Genomic DNA, 23,291 nt, shown 5'->3' with positions numbered 1-23,291 from the left:
ATATATTTATCTGAAAATTATGATGTTTATTTACAGGCTCATAACATATGGTATCACAAAAAGATTAGAATTCAATCTTTTTTTCTTTTTACGGTTAATGGAAGCGAATAGAATATATGACAATTGTATATAGAATGTTGAATCATATGAGAAGGTTAATCGTACTGGACTTCGGAATGTGACATTTCCTCTTTTTCTTCGATAGTGAATACTTTTATTTCAGTATTATAAGTGTTGCACGTAGAAATCAGTAAGTTTCGTGTTAAAATGTGGGAATTTATTACACGTGACCTGGCAGCCTCATTCTCACTGATTAAGTTTTACTTTATAGTGCATTTAATTTTACAAAAACTTTAAAAAAAGTAAGGGAAGTAATTCATATAATGAAGAAGGAAAAGGGTTTTCTCATTTTTAATATGAGAGGGGGAAGCGCAGGGAGAGTTCTATATTTCATATCTTTTCTATTGTAAATTCCTGTGCGAAAAGGAAATGAAAATTACGATAGTAGGTACTGGATATGTTGGATTGATTACAGGAGTAGGATTGGCAAAATTAGGGCATTCAGTTACATGTTTTGATATAGATGATGAAAAAATTGAACGGATAAAACAAGGGGATTTACCTATTTATGAGGTTAGATTACATGAATTAATAAATTATGCATATGAGAATAATGCTTTAATTTTTACATCAAATAAAGAAGAGGCATTTGATGATGTAGAGTTTATATTTATTGCAGTTGGAACACCACCTTTATTAGATGGGACGGCAGATTTAACGTATATTCAGAGTGCTTGTAACGATATTGGATTATATGCGACGAACGATATTATTGTTGTTACGAAAAGTACAGTTCCAGTAGGTACAAATGATGTAATGAAGGGATGGATTGAGGAGAAGTTAAAAGGGAGGCATACAGTACATATCGTATCGAATCCAGAGTTTTTGCGTGAAGGTTCAGGTATTTATGATTTCTTTCATGGAGATCGTATTGTAATTGGAGCGGATAGCGAGGAAGTAGCAAGAAGAGTAGAGAGTTTGTATAGTGAATTATGTTTAGAAACGTATGTTACAGATATTAAAAGTGCAGAGATGATTAAATACGCGTCGAATGCCTTTTTAGCTACAAAGATTAGTTTCATTAATGAAATTTCAAATATATGTGAGAAGGTAGGCGCGAATGTATTGGATGTTGCCAAAGGGATGGGAATGGATAAGAGAATTGGTGCATCTTTTTTAAATGCGGGCATTGGCTACGGAGGGTCGTGTTTTCCGAAAGATACGAAAGCGCTGGTGCAAATTGCGGGAAATGTTGCTCATGATTTTCGTTTGTTAAAAGCGGTTATTGAAGTAAATAATAAGCAACAGCTGCTATTGATTGAAAAAGCGAAAAAAGTTATGAACATGAGTAAAAAGCGGATTGCAGTTCTTGGCGCATCCTTTAAACCGAATACGGATGATATTAGAGAGGCATCATCTCTTATTATAATAGAAGCATTACTTAATATAGGTGCAGAAATTGTTCTTTACGACCCAAAGGCAATTCAATATGTAAAAAATATATTTGGAGATGCTATACAATATAGTAGATGTATAGATGAATCGATTAGAGATGCGAGTGCGGTTTTTATCGTAACAGAATGGGAAGATATTCAAACTTATCCGTTAGAAAAGTACGTACAACTTATGAGGGAGCCTATTTTATTTGATGGGAGAAATTGTTATACTGATGAAGATGTTAAGAAACAAAAGATAGATTATTACTCGGTGGGAAGAAAAAGTATTTGTAATAGACATGTTTCTATTATGCGTTAAAAAGGGATGTACTCATGCATATTTTTATATGTCATAATAGAAGCTGTAATTAGTGAAAGAAAAGAGGCAATCACATGACTGAACGTTTAAAAGTAATGACAATTTTCGGGACACGTCCAGAAGCAATTAAAATGGCACCTCTTGTATTAGAGTTGCAAAAACACCCAGAAAAAATTGAATCGATTGTGACTGTAACAGCACAGCATCGCCAAATGTTAGATCAAGTATTAAGTATCTTTGGAATTACGCCAGATTTCGATTTAAATATCATGAAAGACCGCCAAACTTTAATTGATGTTACAACGCGTGGTTTAGAAGGTTTGGATAAAGTAATGAAAGAAGCGAAGCCGGATATTGTACTTGTACATGGTGATACAACAACAACATTTATTGCAAGCTTAGCTGCTTTTTATAATCAAATTCCAGTAGGTCATGTTGAGGCGGGCCTTCGTACGTGGGATAAGTATTCTCCATACCCAGAAGAGATGAATCGTCAATTAACAGGTGTAATGGCGGATCTTCATTTCTCACCAACAGCAAAATCAGCAACGAACTTACAGAAGGAAAATAAAGATGAGTCACGTATTTTCATTACAGGAAATACAGCGATTGACGCGCTACAAACGACTGTAAAAGAAACATATAGTCATCCTGTACTAGAGAAACTTGGAAATGATCGTCTTGTACTTATGACAGCTCACCGCCGTGAAAACTTAGGTGAACCGATGCGTAATATGTTCCGTGCAATTAAGCGTCTTGTTGATAAGCATGAAGATGTACAAGTTGTGTACCCTGTTCATATGAACCCTGTTGTTCGTGAAATAGCAAATGAAATTTTAGGTGAACATAACCGTATTCATTTAATTGAGCCGCTAGATGTAATTGATTTCCACAATGTTGCAGCTCGTTCATACTTAATGTTAACGGATTCTGGTGGTGTACAAGAAGAAGCTCCATCACTTGGGGTACCAGTTCTTGTTCTTCGTGATACAACAGAGCGCCCTGAAGGTATTGAAGCAGGTACGCTGAAATTAGCAGGAACAGACGAAGAGACAATCTTTGGTCTTGCTGATGAGTTGTTATCAGATAAAGAAGCTCATGATAAGATGGCGAAAGCATCTAACCCTTACGGTGATGGTCGTGCATCAGAGCGTATTGTAGAAGCGATTTTACAACACTTTAATAAGTAAATAAAAAAAGGCCCAATCGGATAGATTGGGCCTTTTTTTACGGCTGATTGCGCATAATCCACTCTGCATGAGCATTTGTAGAAGGTGGCGGATCAGTTGGTGTGTTATTTTGGTTTGTCTCTTTTTTTGTTTGTTCGTTAGAGGTAGAACTTGAATTTGAATCAGGATTTGAGTTGTTTTTTATATTTGGATTTTTTGCTTTTCCTCCTAATTCTTTTTCAATTTCGTTACGCACCGTTTCTACACTGATTGGATCTGGAAGGAAGTAATAAATACCGCCTATCTTTTTGTCTTCGCCTTCAAGCTTTAACGTTTGCATTGTAGAAGGATCAAATCCAGAAAGTTTATTGTAAAGAGCAAGTCCGTCTGAAATAGGAATGTCGGTTTTTATATATTTTCCAACGACAGCTGTTAAATCTTTAATTTTAAATACAGTAGAGGTGGAGTTTAGTTTATGAGCAACAGCGGCCAGTAATTGTCTTTGTCTAGCAGCTCGACCATAATCGCCATTTGGATCTTGCTTTCGCATACGGACGTAAGCAAGTGCTTCTTCACCGTTTAAGTTTTGCTGTCCTTGCTTAAATTGAATTTTTTTGTAGTAATCCACGTCAGAGCGCTCCCAGAAATCGAAGGGTACGTCAACGGTAACGCCGCCAACAGCATCAACGATACCTTTAAAGCCTTGGAAATCAATTTTCAGATAATGGTCTACAGGAACTTTTAGAAAGCCTTCGACAGTTTTGATTGCCATTTCTTCTCCGCCGTAAGCATGGGCAGCGTTAATTTTGTCTTCCTTATTTTTGCCAACAATTTTAACTCGAGAATCACGAGGAATACTCATAAGTGAAATCTTTTGCGTTTTTGGATTGACTGTTGCAAACATTAATGAGTCTGTACGACCATTTTGACCATCTGTCGCATAATCTTCTATACCCATAATGAGAATTGTAAAAGGCTCTTTTGTAATTTCTACATCTTTGTCTCTTAAATCTGATTTTTCACGAGTAAAACCACTATATATCCCCATAAGAGAAGAGTAAGAATTTAACACATAAACTCCTATACTGCCAAATAAAAATGCGAAAATAAGGAAGAAGAAAAGTTTCCTTCTTCGCTTCTTTTTTATTCTGCTATTTTGGAGATGATAATAACGTTCTTCCATATATAATCTCCTTAGTTCGTTAGTTCATTTGTAGGGAAGTAATTCACTACATTAATCTTTGAAGGTGATAAATGGGGTTATGCTTAGATAACATCTTGTTCTAAGTACAACATATCTCCTTCTGTAATTGTACATTTCCCGTTTGTTAATTCAATCATCCAATCTGTAAATGCTTGTTTGCCGTCTTCTTCTACATACGTATCAAATGTGACATTTTCTAGATAATGAATATCTTTAATGGCATATTTTGAATTGCGTAATTCATTTTCCACTTTGCCAAGTAATGTGTAATCAATCTCGGTTTGCATCACACGCATTAGTTTTCGCTGGACAACACCGACATGATTAATGCCTTCGCTTGTACACTTTCCATATGCACGAATTAATCCACCTGCACCAAGTTTAATGCCACCAAAATAGCGTGTTACGACAACAACGGTATCTTTTAGTCCACGTTTTTTTAGTACTTCCAGCATTGGTACGCCAGCTGTACCGCTAGGCTCGCCGTCATCATTTGCTTTTTGAATATGATCTTGTTCGCCAATTAAATAAGCGGAACAATTATGTGTTGCATTCCAATGTTGTTTTTTTATTTTTTGTATAAATTCTTGAGCCTCTTCCTCAGTCGTTGCTCGGCTAATATAACAAATAAATCTTGATTTTTGAATGACGATTTCGTGTTCGCCGTAGTCTTTGATTGTTAAATATTGTAATAGCACTTGTGTACGCCCCTATCTATCAAAATGACTAGTACTTTCCATTTTAAAAGCGAGCCTTTTTATATTCAAACATTTTTTCTAAATATGCTGAAGTTTTTGGTGAGTATTTTATCTTTTTGTTGTAATTTGTCGAGATGGTAGGTATAATTTCAACCGGCATTTTCATGTATGGATGCACCATTTGTAGTTTTCGTGTAAAATTAGGAAATAAAACTTTTTATAAGGCAGGTACGAAAATGAAAATAGCTATTGTTACTGATAGTACGGCATATATACCGAAGCAAATTCGTGATGAACTCAATATATATATGATTCCATTAAACGTTGTGTTTGGAACAGAATCTTATCAAGAAGAAGCTGAAATTTCAGCAGATGATTTTTATGTGAAAGTACGTGAACAAGAGGAACTTCCAAAAACTTCTCAACCAGCAATCGGAAAGTTTGTTGAGCTATATGAAGAACTAGCTAAAGATTATGATGCAGTTATTAGTATTCACCTATCAAGTGGAATTAGTGGTACATATCAAACATCAACGACAGCTGGACAGATGGTAGAGGGTATTGATGTATACACGTATGACTCTGAAATTAGTTGTGAAGTACAAGGATTTTATGTGCGTGAAGGTGCAAAGTTAGCAAGTGAAGGAAAGAACCCAAAAGAGATTATCGCTCGTTTTGATGAAATGAAGAAAACGATGGACGCCTATTTTGTAGTTGATGATTTACATCATTTACAACGTGGTGGTCGATTGAATAGCGCGCAAGCTTTCATCGGCAGTCTGTTACAAGTGAAGCCAGTTTTATATTTTAGAGATAAAATCATTATTCCGTTTGAAAAGATTCGTACACGTAAAAAAGCATTAAAACGTATCATTGAAATTTTTGATGAGCAAGCAAGTAAAGGTGTACCTATGGAAGCAGTTATCATTCATGCACAACGTGAAGAAGAAGCGAATGAATGGAAGAAAGAATTAGAAGCAAAATATCCTCACGTCACAATTCGTACAGGTTATTTTGGAGCTGTAATTGGTACGCACTTAGGTGAAGGTGCATTAGGTCTTGGATGGTATACGAAGTAATAAAGATATAAAAAGCTCTCTTTTTAAGAGGGTTTTTTTACGGGTATGTTACGTTTAGTTGACAAGTTAATATTTGGAAATGGTAAAATGTACGTAAAATAAAATAATGAGGAAAGTTTTATAACTTACTTTTTACAAGAAACTATATTATAATAGAAGAGAGGTGAAACATATGGAGCATAATTCTTGTTTATGTCCAAAGTTTGAGTCAGCTTTTACTCTGCTTAGTAAGAAGTGGACTGGCTTAATTATTAAATCTTTGCTTGAAGAGTCGAAACGTTTTAGAGAAATCGCAGATATTATCCCAAATATGAGCGATCGTATGTTGTCAGAGCGTTTGAAGGAATTGGAAAGCGAGGGCATTGTAGTTCGTAATGTCTATCCAGAAGTACCAGTTCGAATCGAGTATGGCTTAACTGACAAGGGGAAAGCGTTAGAAAGTGTTATGGATGAGGTCCAAAATTGGGCTGAGAAATGGATGAAGTAGCATTTCATTTGTATTCGTATATTTAATAAAACGTAAGGGATTCCTTACGTTTTTTCTTTGTTTATAGAAGTAAGAAAAGTATGTAAATTTCTACACACACATACAAAAATATACGAATTTTGCGCTAGAGCTACATATAATATTACATTTGTTTTACAAAAACGTAACATTAGCAAAAAAAATCCCGAATTATGGTATAAATTTTATAGGTTATATACGGAAAAAGAAAAAAGAAAGCGGTGTAAAAAATAAAATGAAAAAGCTAAAAATGGCATCTTGCGCATTAGTTGCAGGGTTAATGTTTTCTGGGCTAACACCAAATGTATTTGCAGAAGATAAAATTTCTGACGTGAAATCACAAATTAATACACAAAATGACACTTTACATAAACAACAACAAGAACGTGATGAATTACAAAAGCAAATGAATGACTTAAACAAAACAATTCAAGGTTTAGATAAATCTGTTCAAGAGAATGCTGCAAAGCTTGATGAAACAACGAAAAAAGTTGCTGATACTGAGCAATTAATTGAAAAGAAAAATAAAGATATTGCAGAATTACAAACAAAGATTGCAAAACGTGAAGAACTATTAAGAAAGCGTTTAGTTGCACTTCAAGAACAACCAAATACGAACGTTGTAACAGAAGTTCTTGTAAACTCTAAAAACATTGCAGATTTAGTTGATCGTTTAACTTCTGTTTCTAAAATTCTTGAGTCTGATGAAGATATCATGAAAACACAACAAGAAGATCAAGCTAGTGTGAAAAAAGATGTTGCAACGGTAAAAGAGAAACAAAAAGAATTAAAAGAAGCACAAGCTCAAATTGAAACTGCTAAGAAAGATCTTGACGCTGAAAAAGCGAAAAAAGAAACTGCTGTAAATGATTTAAGCGGTAAAATGGAAACAGTTGTAACTACAATGACAAGTACGGAAAGCCAATTAAAAGAGCTTGAGCAACAGGCATTAAAATTACAACAAATTGCTGAAAAAGAAGCGCAAGAAAAAGCTGCACAAGAAGCTGCTGCTCAAAAGCAAGCAGAGCAAGCTGCTAAAGACGCGCAAGCTCAGCCAGCACAGCAACCAGCGGCGGCTCAACCAGCACAAACGCAAGCTCAACCAGCAGCTCCAGCAAATAATGCTGTACAAGCTCCAAAAGAAGAGTCTAAAAAAGAAGAACCTAAAAAAGAAGAAGCGAAAAAACCAGCACCAGTAGTAACAAATGATGGTGGCGGAAGACAAGATGTTGTTGAAAAAGCTAAAGGCTTAGTAGGTCTAAAATACGTATGGGGTAGTGCGTCAATTTCAAACGGTGGTTTTGACTGCAGTGGTTTAATCTCTTACGTTTACGGTTTAGGTCGTCAAGATACTAGAAGTCTATGGAGTTCTGTACAAAAAATCAGCCCATCTGAAGCAAAACCAGGAGACCTTATCTTCTTACAAGGCACATATAGAGCGGGCGTATCTCACGTTGGAATTTACATTGGTGGCGGTCAAATGATTCATGCTGCTGATGAGTCAACAGGCGTTGCTTATGGTAGCGTAAATAGCTCTTACAACCAAAAACATTTCTTAGGTTACGGAAGATTATAGAATTATAATTCAATAAAAAAAGTGTATAAAGTCGATAGCTTACTATTTTATAAGTAGGTTATCGGCTTTTTTGAGTTTTTACGAGATGATGAGAAAGGTTTATAGTAGTGCTGGAGGTGATTGTTGATGGTAGCGGGGAAACAGTTGCTATTAGAAGAACTTTCTTCAGATTTACAGAGGAAATTAAACGATTTGAAAAAGAAGGGAGAGATCGTATGTGTACAAGGTGTAAAAAAGAAGAATTCTAAATATATGTGCCAACGCTGTGGAAATGTAGATCGGCGGCTATTTGCGTCGTTTTTATGTAAAAGGTGCAGTAAAGTGTGCACATATTGCCGGAAGTGTATAACGATGGGGAGAGTAAGTGAATGTGCTGTACTTGTTCGCGGGATTGCTGAAAGAAAGAGAGAAAAGAATTCAAATTTGTTACAGTGGAACGGGACGTTGTCTACTGGCCAGAATTTGGCGGCGCAAGGAGTTATAGAGGCTATTAAGCAAAAAGAATCATTTTTTATTTGGGCTGTATGCGGGGCTGGGAAAACAGAGATGTTGTTTTACGGTATTAACGAAGCGCTTCAAAAAGGAGAAAGAGTTTGTATCGCAACGCCAAGAACGGATGTTGTTTTGGAATTAGCACCGAGATTACAAGAAGTATTTCCATATATAAAGGTAGCGGCTTTATATGGAGGGAGTGTAGATAAAGAAAAAGATGCAGTACTAGTCGTTGCGACCACGCATCAATTATTACGTTATTATAGGGCGTTTCATGTCATAGTTGTAGATGAGATAGATGCTTTTCCATATTGTGCAGATCAAATGTTACAGTACGCGGTAAAACAAGCGATGAAAGAAAAAGCGGCGCGTATTTATTTAACTGCGACTCCAGATGAAACGTGGAAGCGAAAATTTAGAAAAGGTGAACAAAAAGGTGTTATTGTTTCTGGACGATATCACCGTCATCCGTTGCCAGTTCCTCTATTTTGCTGGTGCGGAAATTGGAAGAAAAGCCTCAACCGTGAAAGAATTCCTCGAGTTTTACTACAATGGTTAAAGATGTACTTAAACAAAAAGTATCCTGTTTTTTTATTCGTTCCCCATGTACGATATATAGAAGAAATAAGCTCGTTATTGAAATCATTGCATAATAAAGTTGAAGGGGTACATGCAGAAGATCCGATGAGAAAAGAGAAAGTCGCAGCGTTCAGAAAGGGAGAAATCCCATTATTAGTTACAACGACAATTTTAGAGCGAGGCGTAACGGTGAAAAATTTGCAAGTTGCAGTTTTAGGGGCGGAAGAAGAAATATTTTCAGAAAGTGCGCTCGTACAAATTGCGGGCCGAGCAGGGCGGAGCTTTGAAGCACCATATGGAGAGGTCATTTATTTTCACTATGGCAAGACAGAGGCGATGGTGCGCGCGAAAAAACATATTCAAGGTATGAATAAAAATGCGAAAGAACAAGGATTGATCGATTAATGCATTGTTTACTTTGTGATGAGTGTTTTGTAGAAAAGGTTAGTTGGTACACTTTTTTTGTAAAGTGTCATAGAAAATATATATGTGATAGATGTGAGCAGAAACTTTCCTATATTATAGGAGAAATTTGCATGGAGTGCGGGCGACCTTTAGAATTTGTTCCTGTCTCATTTCAAGAAGACGGTATTTGTATAGATTGTATAAGGTGGATGAAAGAGGAGAAGTATCGTTCTTTTAAAAACCGTTCGTTATATATGTATGATGATGAGATGAAAGAAATAGTAGCGCAGTTTAAGTTTCGGGGGGATGCAGAGTTAGTGCACATTTTTTATCGTCCTTTTCGAAGTTTATTTCAAAAGTGTTTTGCCAATGTTTCAACTGTTATCGCTGTTCCGCTTAGTAAGGAAAGGGAAATTGAACGTGGTTTTAATCAAGCTGAGTTATTAGCAACTTGTTTGCCTGTCAAAATTTCTTATCCATCATTAAGAAGAAGGGAAACAGAAAAGCAAAGTAAGAAGACACGTAAAGAAAGGGTGTCAGGAAGCAATCCTTTTTATTTTCAGGGAGAAGAGATGTTTTCTGGGCAACATATTTTACTCGTTGATGACGTGTATACGACAGGGATTACAGTTAGGCAAATCGGAAGTTTGTTATATGAAAGAGGGGCAAGGGAAGTATCTAGTTTGACACTTTGTAGAAGTTAATATGACAGTGTCGAAAGCGATAATAAAAAGGCGATAAGTCTTCTTTGACTTCATATGTTGTCATTCGTTATAGTCAAAATATGGGGCGAATGCCCTGATTTTTAGAGTGAAGGGAATGGAATGAACATGCAAGGAAGAGTGAAATGGTTCAATGCAGAAAAGGGATTTGGGTTTATTGAGCGTGAAGATGGTGACGATGTATTTGTCCATTTTTCTGCTATTCAACAAGATGGGTATAAGTCATTGGAAGAAGGGCAACAAGTAGAGTTTGACATTGTAGATGGAGCACGTGGACCACAAGCAGCTAATGTTGTGAAACTGTAGGGTATATTGTTTTGGGAAGAGAAAGCTGCGTTTGTGGCAACGTTATATATATGTAGTAGAACCTCTTGTTTTTCGCAAGGGGTTTTTGTTATAGGGTAAGTTGTCAAAAAGTTGTTTCTTTTCTGTAACGAATTGTCCACAGAAATATTCGTTATTCACGATGTTAATAGGATAAAATAAAGATAGAAACGATGCATCTTTTCATTTCAACAAAAAACGATAAAAAAATCGCAATTCCACTAATTTTTTTAAAAAAGTTAGAAGGAGTTTTTAAGCCAATGTCGAAATTATAGTACATAGGCTTGAAAGGAGGAATTCATCTATGAAATTCAACATTCGTGGTGAAAATATTGAAGTAACTCCAGCATTAAAGGAATATGTAGAGAAAAAACTAAGTAAGTTAGAGCGTTATTTTGATACATTCCCAGAGATTAAAGTTAATTTAAAAGTATACTCTGACAAGCAACGTGTCGAGGTAACAATTCCATTTACTGATTTATTACTTCGTGCAGAAGAAACTAATAGCGATATGTACGCTGCTATCGATTTAGTAGTTGATAAAATTGAGCGACAAATTCGTAAACATAAAACAAAAGTAAATCGTAAGTTACGTGAGAAAGGTTCTATAAAAACGAACTTTATCCTTCCGGAAGCAGTAGCTGTTTTGGATGAGGTAGAAGAAGATGAATTAGAACTTGTACGTACAAAACGATTCGATTTAAAACCGATGGACGTTGAAGAGGCAATCCTACAAATGGATATGCTAGGACATAATTTCTTCGTCTTCACAAATGCTGATACAAACGAAACTAATGTTGTATATGGCCGTAAAGATGGGAAATACGGTTTAATCGAAACTAAATAATAATTCGAAAGCGTAGCCGAAATGGCTGCGCTTTTTTGTATTGAGATTTTGAATGTGATTATCTCCATAAGTATGTACTTGTTAGGAGTATACTAATTTTGTTTAATTTAGCAATATTTTATAATTGTAAATAAAATATTAAGTTTTCTGGAATCAATTGATAGTGTATTTTGCTTTTGTTATCTTAAAATTGCATTATATAGATTTAGTTTGTTTCTTTAGTAAAAAAATAAAATCAATATAATGCTACAAATTATCGGAGGTGCTTTTAGTGAGCATTAAGAAAAAAAGTCGTTTTATGTTTGGATCTGTTTTATCGTTAGGTATTTTAGCTAGTACTTTTGCTTTAACCGAACCTGCTAAGGCTGATACAAAGGATGATCATGTAGAATTTACCTTTAGACTTTGGAATGCATATGATTTTACTAATGCACGTCCTAAAGAGACACCTACTTCTATGTATATGCGTGTAAAGAGTAGTGAGAAGGGCGGTGGTTCTTTTAACGTTTGGACAGAAGCTGATAAAAATAAAGGTAAAGGTAATAGAGATTGGGTAAATGTTTCAGGTGAGTCGGGTAAGCATGAAGGAACGGTGAAACCAGGTAAAACGTATCTTTTCCAAAATTACGCATATGAAAACTATGGAAAAAATGTACCTGTGAGATTTGGTGGTTATTCTAGAGAAAATAATGCTTATCCTACTGCTTGGAGTCCTGATAGTGTAAGACCAAGTGGACCTTACACTGAATATTGATTTAGAAATTATAAATTGAAATTATTTATTGTGTAGTACTAGAAAAAGTCGTATAGTTCAGAGTCTTGATTATACGGCTTTTCCTGCTATTTCATTTTTAAAATAGGAGGAGTTGTAATGAGGTTTATCTCAAGATATATTTTAGTTTGTTTTTTTATATTGAGTATTAGTTTCTTAGTTTCTTGTCAAAAGAAAGTAGATGAACCGATTGTAAATATTGAAGATACTTTAACGGAAAAAGATAATTTGAAAAGTATTCAGTTACAAGAAATTAAGAAAAATACTATTGTTGAACAAGTGTTTTTAAAAAGTGAAAATGGTCATGATTTCTTTCAAGGTCAAATAGAAAGAAATGATAGCTTAATAGAGGATAAGCTTTCAAATAAAAAATTAAAGTCAGGAGTGATACCAGAAAATTATTATGTTTTTTTAACGGGTGTGACGAATAAGAAAAAACCAACGTATCTTTTGGGACGGATTGAACAAATTGATGGAAAAATAATTCAGTGGAAACAAGAAGTTAAGAGTGTAAAAAGAAAAGGTACAAATGATGTTTATCAGTATGAAGTTGAGTTTCCTAAATTTGAAGGAGAGAGAGCAAATGTTTCTTTTCGTTACATTTGGTTAAATAAAGAAAATAAATGTTATGGTGTTGCGGATCAATTGTTCATATTAAAAAAGATTTAAATTTAATGGTTTATGGAGGAGCTATAGATGAGTTACTTTTTAGGAAGGATTTTAAAAGGTAGGATGTTTTGGTTGTCTGTATTTATTATGTTAGTAATTGTTATTGCTCAATATATTGCTATGTTTGTGACAACTAAAGGATTTAATGATGCTGGGATTATAAAGGTATCTCCATATTTATCTAACATTTTACATTTTAATAGATTACCATTTTATAGTGAATTTTATCTACTTATATTTCCTATGATTTCTGCAATGGCTGTAGCTGGGATTTATAGAATTGATAAAAATTATGGATTTATTTATCCTGTCATTTCTAAGATGGGAACGCGTCATTATTTTAGATTACTTTATTTTATTAATTTTATAGTATCTTTTTTTATTATAAGTGTCCCTTTACTATTTCATTTTTATTTATATGCGATGACTTATCCGACAGTTGCTCCGCATCCGATATTAAATTATATGGCGGCTACTGTTTCACCAACAGCTCAATTTAATACGGTTTATTATGAGTATCCTACTTTATATTTTCTAATGTATGTATTTTTAAATAGTTTATACGGTGCAGTTTTTTCGAGTTTAGCTTTATCAGTTTCGTTTTTTATAAAACGAGTTTATTTTGTTTATTTAGTTCCATTTATTTTACATATTTTTTGGCTTGGTATTGGAAAAGGGATTCTCAATCCTAAAGATTATTTAATTAAAGATTTTGGCTTTTTTGAATTACAAATTTTTCTTAGTGTACTGTTATGTATTTGGTTTTGTTCTGTAGTTCTTTATTTACGGGGGAGTAGGAAGCATGTTCTTTTATAATGTTATGAAAGAAACTATAAGGATGAAATATGTTTGGTTAAGTATTCTCTTTTTACTTAATGTCAGTATCATTGGTTGTTTGTTCAATTATTTTGAAACCGGAATTATAAAAGAGAAAATGAACGAATTGGAAGTTTTGTATAAGGTTATGTCGTTTTATAATTTATCGACTATATTTATTCCTTTAACTATCGTTTTTTCTGTATATTCTATGTCGAATTTTTTTAGTATTTATGTTGTTTACAGAGTGAATAATGCATTGAAATTAGTTTCCATATATTATTTGAAGCTATTTGTTTTTGTTTACTTTTTTGCTGGGAGTATGATTTTACAGTTGTTTTTGATGTCAAATATGATGGCTGTAACTAGTGTTGATGTAAATTATCCATTATTATTTTGCATTCAATTATTTGCGAGTGTTTTTATATGTATGATAAGTGCTTTATTGCAATTATTTTTACCTAGTTTACTTGTAATAATATGTATGATTACTGCTGTTTTATTAGATAGATTTATATTACATGGATTTTTATTTACAAATGCTTTTTATATAAATGTCTTTGAAGATGCTACTGGTATATGTATACGCTTATTTGTCTGTCTTTTTATCTTTTTTATAAGTGTATGGATTTTATCTAAAAAAAGTTATATTTCTATGAATGATGAGACAGAGGTGATCTAGTTTACATTATGATCTTATATTATTTGTTAAAAAGAGATTTACATGTAAGGTTTCGAGATTCCATCAAGATAATGGCTTTTTTATTCTTAATTTATGCTATTATTGCAATTGCTTTTTTATACAATCAGCCTCTTAGTAATGGTAAAGAATCTGTATTAGTAGATGTTACCTTTTATCGATTTTTTCATGGAGTAGACTTTGTGGATTTATCTTATTTTTATAAGGAGGGGCGATTTTCTATCCCTTTTTATTGGATATTCTTTCAAATCACTCCTTTGTTGCTTGTAGGCAATTTTGCTTTTTCAGATATTCAACAGAATGGTGTTTATTTATTTCCTCGTGTTAAGAAGAAGCATTTTCTGTGGTTAACGAAAATGCTATCTTTGTTTTTTTACATAGTTTGTATTTGGGTTGTTATGTATTTTATTTGGTTTACGGTGTACTATTTGCTTACTTTTGGCGAGAGTTCTTTATATAGTCAATTTTCTTATAAAATATTAGGTACTATGCTAATTCAAATAATTATAAGTTTTTTATTAGCTTTGATTTTTGAGTTTTTAACTTTTTATATACCGATAACTATTGTTTTTGTACTAATGTTGTTGTACCTATTTTTGTCTATTTTCTTTCATAGTATTTATTTTTTAGGCTCTTTTGTTATGCCAAATCGTTGGTATTTTGTTGATCACAGTTCAATTCAATTGACTTTAGGTAATAATCAATCTATTCAATGGAATGATTTACTCCTAATAGGGGTAGTAATTGTTGTTGTAATGATTTTATTAGGTAGTTTTTGTTTTAAAAAACTAGATGTGATAGGTGAATAATTTATGGACAATTATATTAAATGTGAATGTATGACGAAAAGATTAAAAGGAAATGTTGTGTTAGATAATATTAATTTGTCAGTAAAAAAAGGCGAATTTTTAGTTTTGAAGGGGCATAATGGCTCTGGTAAAACGATGATTTTACGCGCTATCTCAGGGTTAATGCGTTTGAATTCTGGAGTTGTTTATATAGATAATGAAATAATTGGAAAACAAAAGCAATTTCCTGATTCTATGGGAATATTGATTGAATATCCAAGTTTTATTCCAGGGTATACTGGTTTTCAGAACTTGAAATTTTTATCATCGATTAACAATAAAATCTCCGATGAGGAGATTTATAATATTATTCAAAGGGTTGGGCTTGATAAAACAGATAAGAGAAAGTATAAAAGATACTCTTTAGGTATGAAACAACGTTTAGGGATAGCGCAAGCTTTAATGGAACAACCAAAATTACTGTTATTAGACGAGCCAACTAATGCTTTAGATAGTGATGGGATAAAAGATGTTTTAGATATTTTGAAAGTAGAAAAAGCCAAGGGAACGACTATTGTTGTAGCCAGTCATGATTTGCATGTTCTAGATAATGAAATGGTAGATCGTATTGTACATGTTAATAATGGAAAGTTGGTAGATTAAGAGTGACGAGAAAACATATCTTAATAAGTATTGGATTGTGTCTGTTGCTATGTATATTTGCTAGTTTATTAAGATTTAAAACATTAAATCTTAATAATGAATCTTATAAAGTGGTAAAAGATGAGTTTTTATCTAATAGAACTTTTGAAGATGGGCAAGGAGTTACGTTTCATGCACTTAATCCTCTTGATCCTACAAAAGTTTATGACCCCTATGAAGACCGTGAAGTAGTGACGTATGTTTTACCTTTAGATATTACAAATACAACAAATCGAGATATTAACTTGCTTAGTAATAAGTCTATTTCCGATACAATGTTTTATTCTAAAATAGGTGAGTTTTATAATTTAATCCCTTATTCAATGGAATTACCTAAAAAATATCAGTTTGATCCTGTAATACCTGCTGGTAAAACAGTACGAGGGTATATAGGGACAAATTATTTTATAGGAGATGACCCTTATAAAAATTATAAAAACTTTTCAAATGAATCAACTAAAGTGAAATTCATTTCGTGTATAAAAGATAAGGAAGGGAAATATCATGAATTAGAAATACCGATAAATTAATAAAATTTATGATTGATACAGCTATATTTTAATGTTGTTTGTAGATCTTGCAACATAACAATATCTTTTAAAGTCGGGGTTTTTTTGTAGGTGTAAGTATCTATGGATGCTACACCTGCGAAGTTTCCGGCTTTTTGTAATTGTTGATTTAGATTTTATTAAGGAATTTTTGGTAGTCATATTCTTTAAAAGGAAACTTGAAAGAATATGACTTAGATTTAATACGAAATTTGTAACGTGAAATTGAAATAGCGAGACAGAGAAAAGGAACGTAACAAATGAAATAAAAACTTTTTCTGAATATGAGGCCCGACATCTTGCCGATTGTTGTCATAGTTATAAGACAAGTGTTACAATTATCATTAGGTATATACATTTTAGTTTTTTTAATTAGGAGAAAAATTGGCATAACATACATTTGATTTTTATAACGACTGATTGTAATAGAGAAAAAGAAAAACAATCGGAAGTTTTATTTTAATAAAAAGAGGAGCGTATTTCCTATGATCGGTATTTTAAAAAAGGTGTTTGATGTAAATCAACGCCAAATTAAACGTATGCAAAAGACAGTTGAGCAAATTGATGCATTAGAGTCATCTATTAAGCCACTAACTGATGAACAATTAAAAGGAAAGACGCTTGAATTTAAAGAACGTCTAACAAAAGGTGAAACAGTAGATGATTTACTACCTGAAGCTTTTGCAGTTGTTCGCGAAGCGGCAACTCGTGTTCTTGGAATGCGTCCATATGGCGTACAGTTAATGGGTGGTATTGCCTTACATGAAGGGAATATTTCTGAGATGAAAACGGGTGAAGGTAAAACGTTAACATCTACATTACCTGTATATTTAAATGCTTTAACAGGAAAAGGTGTTCACGTTGTTACAGTCAATGAATATTTAGCACAACGTGATGCGAGCGAAATGGGACAACTTCATGAGTTCCTTGGCTTAACGGTAGGAATTAACTTAAATAGTATGTCACGCGAAGAGAAACAAGAGGCTTATGCTGCTGATATTACGTATAGCACAAATAATGAGCTTGGATTCGATTACTTACGTGATAACATGGTTTTATATAAAGAGCAATGCGTTCAACGTCCACTTCACTTTGCTATTATCGATGAAGTCGATTCTATTTTAGTCGATGAAGCACGTACGCCGCTTATTATTTCAGGACAAGCTCAAAAATCAACAGAGCTATACATGTTTGCAAATGCATTTGTTCGTACGTTAGAAAATGAAAAAGATTATTCATTTGATGTGAAAACGAAAAATGTAATGCTAACAGAAGATGGTATTACGAAAGCAGAGAAAGCTTTCCATATTGAAAACTTATTCGATTTAAAACATGTAGCACTTCTTCACCATATTAATCAGGGGCTTCGTGCACACGTTGTTATGCATCGTGATACAGATTATGTTGTACAAGAAGGCGAAATCGTAATTGTAGACCAATTCACTGGTCGTCTTATGAAAGGTCGTCGTTATAGCGAAGGATTACACCAAGCGATTGAAGCAAAAGAAGGTGTAGAAATTCAAAATGAAAGCATGACGCTTGCAACAATTACATTCCAGAACTACTTCCGTATGTATGAAAAATTATCTGGTATGACTGGTACAGCGAAAACAGAGGAAGAGGAATTCCGTAACATTTACAATATGAACGTTATTGTAATTCCGACAAACAAACCGATTATTCGTGATGATCGTGCCGATTTAATCTTTAAATCAATGGAAGGTAAGTTCAATGCTGTTGTTGAGGATATTGTAAATCGTCATAAAAAAGGACAACCTGTTCTTGTAGGTACAGTTGCAATTGAAACTTCAGAGCTTATTTCAAAAATGTTAACGCGTAAAGGTGTACGTCATAACATCTTAAATGCGAAAAATCATGCTCGTGAAGCAGATATCATTGCAGAGGCTGGTATTAAAGGTGCTGTAACAATCGCGACGAACATGGCAGGTCGTGGTACAGATATTAAGCTTGGAGACGATGTGAAAAACGTTGGTTTAGCAGTTATCGGTACAGAGCGTCACGAAAGTCGTCGTATTGATAATCAGTTACGTGGTCGTGCTGGTCGTCAAGGGGACCCTGGTGTTACGCAGTTCTACTTATCGATGGAAGATGAATTAATGCGCCGATTTGGTTCAGATAATATGAAAGCAATGATGGACCGCCTTGGTATGGATGATTCTCAGCCGATTGAAAGTAAAATGGTTTCTCGTGCGGTAGAATCTGCACAAAAACGTGTTGAAGGAAATAACTATGATGCACGTAAGCAGTTACTGCAATATGATGATGTACTTCGTCAGCAACGTGAAGTTATTTACAAACAGCGTCAAGAGGTAATGGAGTCTGACAACTTACGCGGCATCATTGAAGGTATGATGAAATCTACAGTAGAACGTGCTGTTGCTCTTCATACACAAGAGGAAATTGAAGAAGATTGGAACATTAAAGGTCTTGTTGACTACTTAAATACAAACCTTCTTCAAGACGGAGATGTAAAAGAAGAAGAATTACGTCGCCTTGCTCCTGAGGAAATGAGCGAGCCAATTATTGCGAAATTAATTGAGCGATACAATGAAAAAGAAAAGCTTATGCCAGAAGAGCAAATGCGTGAGTTTGAGAAGGTTGTTGTATTCCGCGTTGTAGATACGAAATGGACAGAGCATATTGATGCGATGGATCACCTTCGTGAAGGTATTCATTTACGTGCTTACGGTCAAATCGATCCACTTCGTGAGTACCAAATGGAAGGGTTCGCGATGTTCGAGTCAATGGTTGCTTCTATTGAAGAGGAAATTTCTCGTTACATTATGAAAGCTGAAATTGAACAAAACTTAGAACGTCAAGAAGTTGTTCAAGGTGAAGCTGTTCATCCTTCTAGCGATGGCGAAGAAGCAAAGAAAAAGCCAGTTGTAAAAGGTGACCAAGTGGGCCGCAACGATTTATGTAAATGTGGTAGTGGTAAAAAATATAAAAACTGCTGTGGTATCGTTCAGTAATATAGGACTGTAGCTTTGGCTGTTTTGCAAACTTTTATATCAAAAATGTATAATTAAGAAGGATTAAACTCTCTCCGTAATAAGTGGAGAGAGTTTCCCTTGTTTTCATACGAAAGTAACAGCAATTACATAGAGGTGAAGGAAATGGAATTAGTAGAAATTAGACAGGAATTAGAGAAAATGGCTAAGCGATTAGCGGCTTTTAGGGGGTCTCTTTGACCTCCCTACTAAGGAGAAACAAATTGCAGAATTAGAAGAGAAAATGATGGGCGCAGGATTTTGGGATGACCAACAAGGAGCACAAGCTGTAATTAATGAAGCGAATGCGTTAAAAGATATGGTTGGAAAGTTCCGTCAGTTAGATGAGACGTTCGAAAATTTAGAAATCACGCATGAGCTTTTAAAAGAAGAGTATGATGAAGATTTACATGAGGAATTAGAATCAGAAGTAAAAGGCTTAATTCAAGAAATGAATGAGTATGAGCTTCAGTTACTATTAAGTGATCCTTATGATAAAAATAATGCGATTTTAGAATTACATCCAGGTGCAGGTGGAACTGAGTCACAAGACTGGGGTTCTATGCTATTACGTATGTACACACGCTGGGCTGAAAAACGCGGATTCAAAGTAGAAACGGTTGACTATTTACCAGGTGATGAAGCTGGTATTAAGAGTGTAACTTTATTAATTAAAGGTCATAACGCTTACGGTTACTTAAAAGCAGAGAAAGGTGTACATCGTCTTGTACGTATTTCACCATTCGATTCTTCAGGGCGTCGTCATACATCATTCGTATCTTGTGAAGTTGTACCAGAGTTCAATGATGAAGTTGAAATCGAAGTACGTACAGAAGATTTAAAAATTGATACGTACCGAGCAAGTGGAGCTGGTGGACAGCACGTAAATACGACAGATTCAGCAGTTCGTATTACACATACACCGACAAATACGGTTGTAACATGTCAGTCGGAGCGTTCTCAAATTAAAAACCGTGAGCATGCGATGAAAATGTTAAAAGCGAAATTATATCAAAAGAAACTAGAAGAGCAACAAGCAGAATTAGATGAAATTCGCGGAGAGCAAAAAGAAATCGGATGGGGTAGCCAAATCCGTTCTTACGTATTCCACCCGTATTCTCTTGTAAAAGACCATCGTACAAATACGGAGGTTGGTAACGTACAAGCTGTTATGGATGGAGAGATTGATCCATTTATTGATGCTTACTTACGTTCTCGCATCTAATAAGCGAAAAAAAGCCAACGAAATTGTTGGCGCATGCTGAGGACAATAGAGGATATAAAGAATTTGATTTTATTTTTATAGATGAAGTAAAGAGGAAGAGAAGTTGGAAACGACAACTTCTCTTTTTGATGGGATTATATGTAGATTACAATGCTGTATATTGTTTTGTAAAAAGTAGAGAATAGTAAAATAGATCGGTAATATGGTAAAGATTTATATAGAACTTTCTAATTTTCCTTTTAAAAAGGATGCTTTATAGGAGTTTTTTAAGTTGTTCACAGAATTGAAACAACTTATGAAAGCATTATTTTATCAAGGTTCTCACTGTATTTTTGAGGAATATGAAATACACCTTAGTTTTTCTATATAAAGATAATGCTTATAATGAAAATGAGTGTGTTATGAATAAAAAGAATATCAACAATGGGGAGCGATAGAAGTGAAAAAGAAATTGTTGGCTATTGCGCTAGGGACATCGGTTGTTTTTGCTTTAGGAGCATGCGGAAATAAAGAAGAGAGTAAGTCTTCGAAACAGTCTGCAAGCACAGACAGCGCAGAACAAATTTTCCAAAGAAGTTGTGCGGGATGTCACGCAACAGATTTATCAGGGGCAACTGGACCTGATTTAAGAAAAGTAGGCGGTAAGTACGACGCTGCAGATATCGAAGAGATTATTAAAAAAGGCCGCGGTTCAATGTCACCAGGACTTATTCAAGGTGAAGATGCGAAAAAAGTGTCTGAATGGTTAGCTGAACATAAATAAAAAAGGTGAAATGGACGAGTTGATAATATAGTCAACTCGTTTTCCTTTTTTCTGGTATGTAACATAACTGTAACAAAAATGTATCCAAATTGGAAACCGTTTGATGTTACAATGGGGTTTGTAGAATTTTGCTGAAATATATTACATAGAGTGGTATTGCTTATGAGAAAGCATAAGTAAACTATCTTCAACAAGGATGACTAAATGAAAATGAAGGATGTCTTTTGTTTTCAGATGTACAGAAAAGTATTTCGAAAAAAATCATTAAGTATTGGGTGATAAATAATGATAAAAATGACGAATGTTTATAAGGAGTACCCGAATGGTATGAAAGCCATTGCTGGTCTTACAGTTAACATTAAACAAGGTGAATTCGTATACGTAGTTGGACCGAGTGGAGCCGGAAAATCTACATTTATTAAAATGATGTATCGTGAAGAGAAACCATCTACAGGATCTATTAATGTAAATGGACTTACTATCGAAACATTGGCAGAAAGAGATGTTCCGTATTTCCGTCGTCAATTAGGCGTGATTTTCCAAGATTTCAAATTGCTACCTAAATTAACGGTATATGAGAATGTTTCGTTTGCTTTAGAAGTAATTGAAGAAGAACCGGATGCAATTCGTGAGCGTGTAACAGAAGTTCTAGGTCTTGTAGGCCTTGAAGATCGTGCAGATGCACTTCCAAGTGAGCTTTCGGGCGGGGAGCAACAACGTGTGGCTATTGCAAGAGCAATTGTAAATAGACCAAAGGTTGTAATTGCCGATGAGCCAACAGGTAACTTAGATATTGAAACAGCTCTTGATATTATGAATATTTTTACTCGCATTAATGAGCGCGGCACAACGATTGTTATGGCGACGCATAATGCAGATATCGTAAATACAATCCGTCATCGTGTAATCGCGATTGAAGGCGGAAAAATTGTTCGAGATGAGATTGAGGGAGGATACGGATATGAAGGCTAAGACCCTTAGTCGACATTTGCGAGAAGGTGTAAAGAATCTATCACGTAACGGATGGATGACATTTGCTTCTGTTAGTGCAGTAACAGTTACATTATTACTTGTAGGTGTCTTTTTAACAGCGATTATGAATATGAACCATTTTGCGACGAAAGTAGAGCAAGATGTAGAGATTCGTGTACACATTGATCCAGCTGCAAAAGAAGCGGATCAAAAGAAATTAGAAGAAGATATGAGTAAGATTGCAAAAGTAGATTCTATTAAATATTCTTCTAAAGAAGAAGAGTTAAAACGTTTAATTAAAAGCTTAGGTGATAGTGGAAAAACGTTTGAGTTATTTGAACAAGATAACCCACTTAAAAACGTATTCGTTGTAAAAGCGAAAGAACCAACCGATACAGCGACAATCGCGAAGAAGGTTGAAAAAATGCAGTTTGTTAGTAATGTTCAGTACGGAAAAGGGCAAGTTGAACGATTATTTGATACTGTAAAAACTGGTCGTAACATTGGGATTGCGTTAATTGCTGGTCTTTTATTCACAGCGATGTTCTTAATCTCTAATACAATTAAAATTACAATTTATGCTCGTAGTACAGAAATTGAAATTATGAAACTTGTTGGTGCAACAAACTGGTTTATTCGTTGGCCATTCTTGCTAGAGGGATTATTCTTAGGAGTATTAGGATCAATTATTCCAATTGGCCTAATTCTAATTACGTATAATTCGTTGCAAGGTGTGTTTAATGAAAAACTTGGCGGAACAATTTTCGAGCTTCTACCATACAGTCCATTCGTATTCCAATTAGCTGGTTTACTAGTGTTAATCGGTGCTTTAATCGGTATGTGGGGAAGTGTAATGTCAATTCGTCGCTTCTTAAAAGTATAAAAAGTTGCAAACATAATTCGTACAAGC

Annotated in this window: 23 protein-coding genes and 1 pseudogene; 21 read left to right on the top strand and 3 right to left on the bottom strand. The window is 34.3% G+C overall.

Going from position 1 to position 23,291, the window contains the following annotated elements; genetic code table 11:
* Window positions 1-489 precede the first annotated feature (489 nt).
* Both ACX9TM_RS26235 and wecB read left to right on the top strand, forming a co-directional pair.
* A complete protein-coding gene (locus ACX9TM_RS26235; RefSeq protein ID WP_000704930.1) occupies window positions 490-1,815 on the top strand; it encodes a UDP-glucose dehydrogenase family protein in 1,326 nt (441 codons plus the stop codon).
* Window positions 1,816-1,889: 74 nt separating this feature from the next.
* On the top strand, window positions 1,890-3,005 hold the full coding sequence (gene wecB, locus ACX9TM_RS26230) for a non-hydrolyzing UDP-N-acetylglucosamine 2-epimerase (protein ID WP_000140145.1): 1,116 nt from the start codon (window positions 1,890-1,892) through the stop codon (window positions 3,003-3,005).
* A gap of 37 nt (window positions 3,006-3,042) precedes the next feature.
* On the opposite strand, the gene ACX9TM_RS26225 is transcribed toward wecB, so the two are convergent.
* Window positions 3,043-4,167, bottom strand: coding sequence for an LCP family protein (locus ACX9TM_RS26225; protein ID WP_065382497.1), 1,125 nt, complete (start codon window positions 4,165-4,167; stop codon window positions 3,043-3,045).
* Between the two features lie 83 nt (window positions 4,168-4,250).
* Window positions 4,251-4,886, bottom strand: a complete 636-nt coding sequence (locus ACX9TM_RS26220; RefSeq protein ID WP_000926669.1) for a YigZ family protein — start codon at window positions 4,884-4,886, stop codon at window positions 4,251-4,253.
* Between the two features lie 236 nt (window positions 4,887-5,122).
* Here ACX9TM_RS26220 and ACX9TM_RS26215 point away from each other — a divergent pair, with 236 nt between their 5' ends.
* From ACX9TM_RS26215 to ACX9TM_RS26150, 14 genes are all read left to right on the top strand, one after another.
* Complete coding sequence (locus ACX9TM_RS26215; RefSeq protein WP_000684725.1) at window positions 5,123-5,965, top strand: DegV family protein; 843 nt, start codon at window positions 5,123-5,125, stop codon at window positions 5,963-5,965.
* 172 nt (window positions 5,966-6,137) lie between these two features.
* Window positions 6,138-6,452: a winged helix-turn-helix transcriptional regulator gene (locus tag ACX9TM_RS26210; RefSeq protein WP_000400857.1), complete on the top strand. Its 315-nt coding sequence runs from the start codon at window positions 6,138-6,140 to the stop codon at window positions 6,450-6,452.
* A 148-nt stretch (window positions 6,453-6,600) separates the two neighbouring features.
* On the top strand, window positions 6,601-8,046 hold the full coding sequence (locus ACX9TM_RS26205; RefSeq protein ID WP_000499476.1) for a C40 family peptidase: 1,446 nt from the start codon (window positions 6,601-6,603) through the stop codon (window positions 8,044-8,046).
* Between the two features lie 126 nt (window positions 8,047-8,172).
* Complete coding sequence (gene comFA, locus ACX9TM_RS26200) at window positions 8,173-9,522, top strand: ATP-dependent helicase ComFA (RefSeq protein WP_000225359.1); 1,350 nt, start codon at window positions 8,173-8,175, stop codon at window positions 9,520-9,522.
* Window positions 9,522-10,226 (top strand): ComFC family protein, encoded by a 705-nt coding sequence (locus ACX9TM_RS26195; protein WP_033693505.1) that lies wholly within the window; start codon window positions 9,522-9,524, stop codon window positions 10,224-10,226. The genes comFA and ACX9TM_RS26195 overlap by 1 nt, the downstream gene beginning before the upstream one ends.
* Window positions 10,227-10,352: 126 nt before the next feature.
* A complete protein-coding gene (cspC, locus tag ACX9TM_RS26190; RefSeq protein WP_001990088.1) occupies window positions 10,353-10,550 on the top strand; it encodes a cold shock protein CspC in 198 nt (65 codons plus the stop codon).
* A 322-nt stretch (window positions 10,551-10,872) separates the two neighbouring features.
* Window positions 10,873-11,415 (top strand): ribosome hibernation-promoting factor, HPF/YfiA family, encoded by a 543-nt coding sequence (hpf, locus tag ACX9TM_RS26185; protein WP_000671185.1) that lies wholly within the window; start codon window positions 10,873-10,875, stop codon window positions 11,413-11,415.
* Window positions 11,416-11,686: 271 nt separating this feature from the next.
* Window positions 11,687-12,169 (top strand): DUF2712 domain-containing protein, encoded by a 483-nt coding sequence (locus ACX9TM_RS26180; protein WP_000023374.1) that lies wholly within the window; start codon window positions 11,687-11,689, stop codon window positions 12,167-12,169.
* Window positions 12,170-12,286: 117 nt separating this feature from the next.
* On the top strand, window positions 12,287-12,856 hold the full coding sequence (locus ACX9TM_RS26175) for a hypothetical protein (protein WP_001211060.1): 570 nt from the start codon (window positions 12,287-12,289) through the stop codon (window positions 12,854-12,856).
* A 27-nt stretch (window positions 12,857-12,883) separates the two neighbouring features.
* On the top strand, window positions 12,884-13,672 hold the full coding sequence (locus ACX9TM_RS26170; protein WP_065382318.1) for a hypothetical protein: 789 nt from the start codon (window positions 12,884-12,886) through the stop codon (window positions 13,670-13,672).
* A complete protein-coding gene (locus tag ACX9TM_RS26165) occupies window positions 13,659-14,354 on the top strand; it encodes a hypothetical protein (RefSeq protein WP_000466505.1) in 696 nt (231 codons plus the stop codon). The genes ACX9TM_RS26170 and ACX9TM_RS26165 overlap by 14 nt, the downstream gene beginning before the upstream one ends.
* Before the next feature lie 71 nt (window positions 14,355-14,425).
* Window positions 14,426-15,181 carry a hypothetical protein gene (locus ACX9TM_RS26160; protein WP_002094202.1) on the top strand — a complete coding sequence of 252 codons (756 nt, stop codon included), beginning with the start codon at window positions 14,426-14,428 and terminating at the stop codon, window positions 15,179-15,181.
* 3 nt (window positions 15,182-15,184) lie between these two features.
* The gene (locus ACX9TM_RS26155; protein WP_000371033.1) at window positions 15,185-15,823 is read left to right on the top strand and encodes an ATP-binding cassette domain-containing protein; all 639 of its coding nucleotides are present in this window, start codon (window positions 15,185-15,187) and stop codon (window positions 15,821-15,823) included.
* A gap of 41 nt (window positions 15,824-15,864) precedes the next feature.
* Window positions 15,865-16,392 (top strand): hypothetical protein, encoded by a 528-nt coding sequence (locus ACX9TM_RS26150; RefSeq protein ID WP_033671094.1) that lies wholly within the window; start codon window positions 15,865-15,867, stop codon window positions 16,390-16,392.
* On the opposite strand, the pseudogene ACX9TM_RS26145 reads toward ACX9TM_RS26150, so the two are convergent.
* Window positions 16,389-16,538 (bottom strand): annotated as a pseudogene (locus tag ACX9TM_RS26145) (tyrosine-type recombinase/integrase); the annotation flags it as partial. The gene ACX9TM_RS26150 and the pseudogene ACX9TM_RS26145 sit on opposite strands and share 4 nt — an antisense overlap.
* 357 nt (window positions 16,539-16,895) lie before the next feature.
* Here ACX9TM_RS26145 and secA point away from each other — a divergent pair.
* The 5 genes from secA (at window position 16,896) to ftsX (ending at window position 23,264) form a co-directional block, all read left to right on the top strand.
* Complete coding sequence (gene secA / locus ACX9TM_RS26140) at window positions 16,896-19,403, top strand: preprotein translocase subunit SecA (RefSeq protein ID WP_000579385.1); 2,508 nt, start codon at window positions 16,896-16,898, stop codon at window positions 19,401-19,403.
* A gap of 144 nt (window positions 19,404-19,547) precedes the next feature.
* Window positions 19,548-20,646 (top strand): peptide chain release factor 2 gene (prfB, locus tag ACX9TM_RS26135; protein ID WP_096001716.1). Its coding sequence is split into 2 segments (ribosomal slippage): window positions 19,548-19,619 and window positions 19,621-20,646, totalling 1,098 coding nucleotides; the frame shifts between segments, so codons are not numbered across the junction.
* A gap of 439 nt (window positions 20,647-21,085) precedes the next feature.
* Window positions 21,086-21,409, top strand: coding sequence for a cytochrome c551 (gene cccB / locus ACX9TM_RS26130; RefSeq protein WP_000727971.1), 324 nt, complete (start codon window positions 21,086-21,088; stop codon window positions 21,407-21,409).
* Between the two features lie 285 nt (window positions 21,410-21,694).
* Window positions 21,695-22,381: a cell division ATP-binding protein FtsE gene (ftsE, locus tag ACX9TM_RS26125; RefSeq protein WP_000594321.1), complete on the top strand. Its 687-nt coding sequence runs from the start codon at window positions 21,695-21,697 to the stop codon at window positions 22,379-22,381.
* On the top strand, window positions 22,371-23,264 hold the full coding sequence (gene ftsX, locus ACX9TM_RS26120; RefSeq protein ID WP_000645027.1) for a permease-like cell division protein FtsX: 894 nt from the start codon (window positions 22,371-22,373) through the stop codon (window positions 23,262-23,264). The genes ftsE and ftsX overlap by 11 nt, the downstream gene beginning before the upstream one ends.
* The last annotated feature ends 27 nt before the right edge of the window (window positions 23,265-23,291 follow it).

Source organism: Bacillus sp. LH1 (genome assembly GCF_057924895.1).
This window is presented reverse-complemented; position numbering and strand designations above follow the sequence as displayed.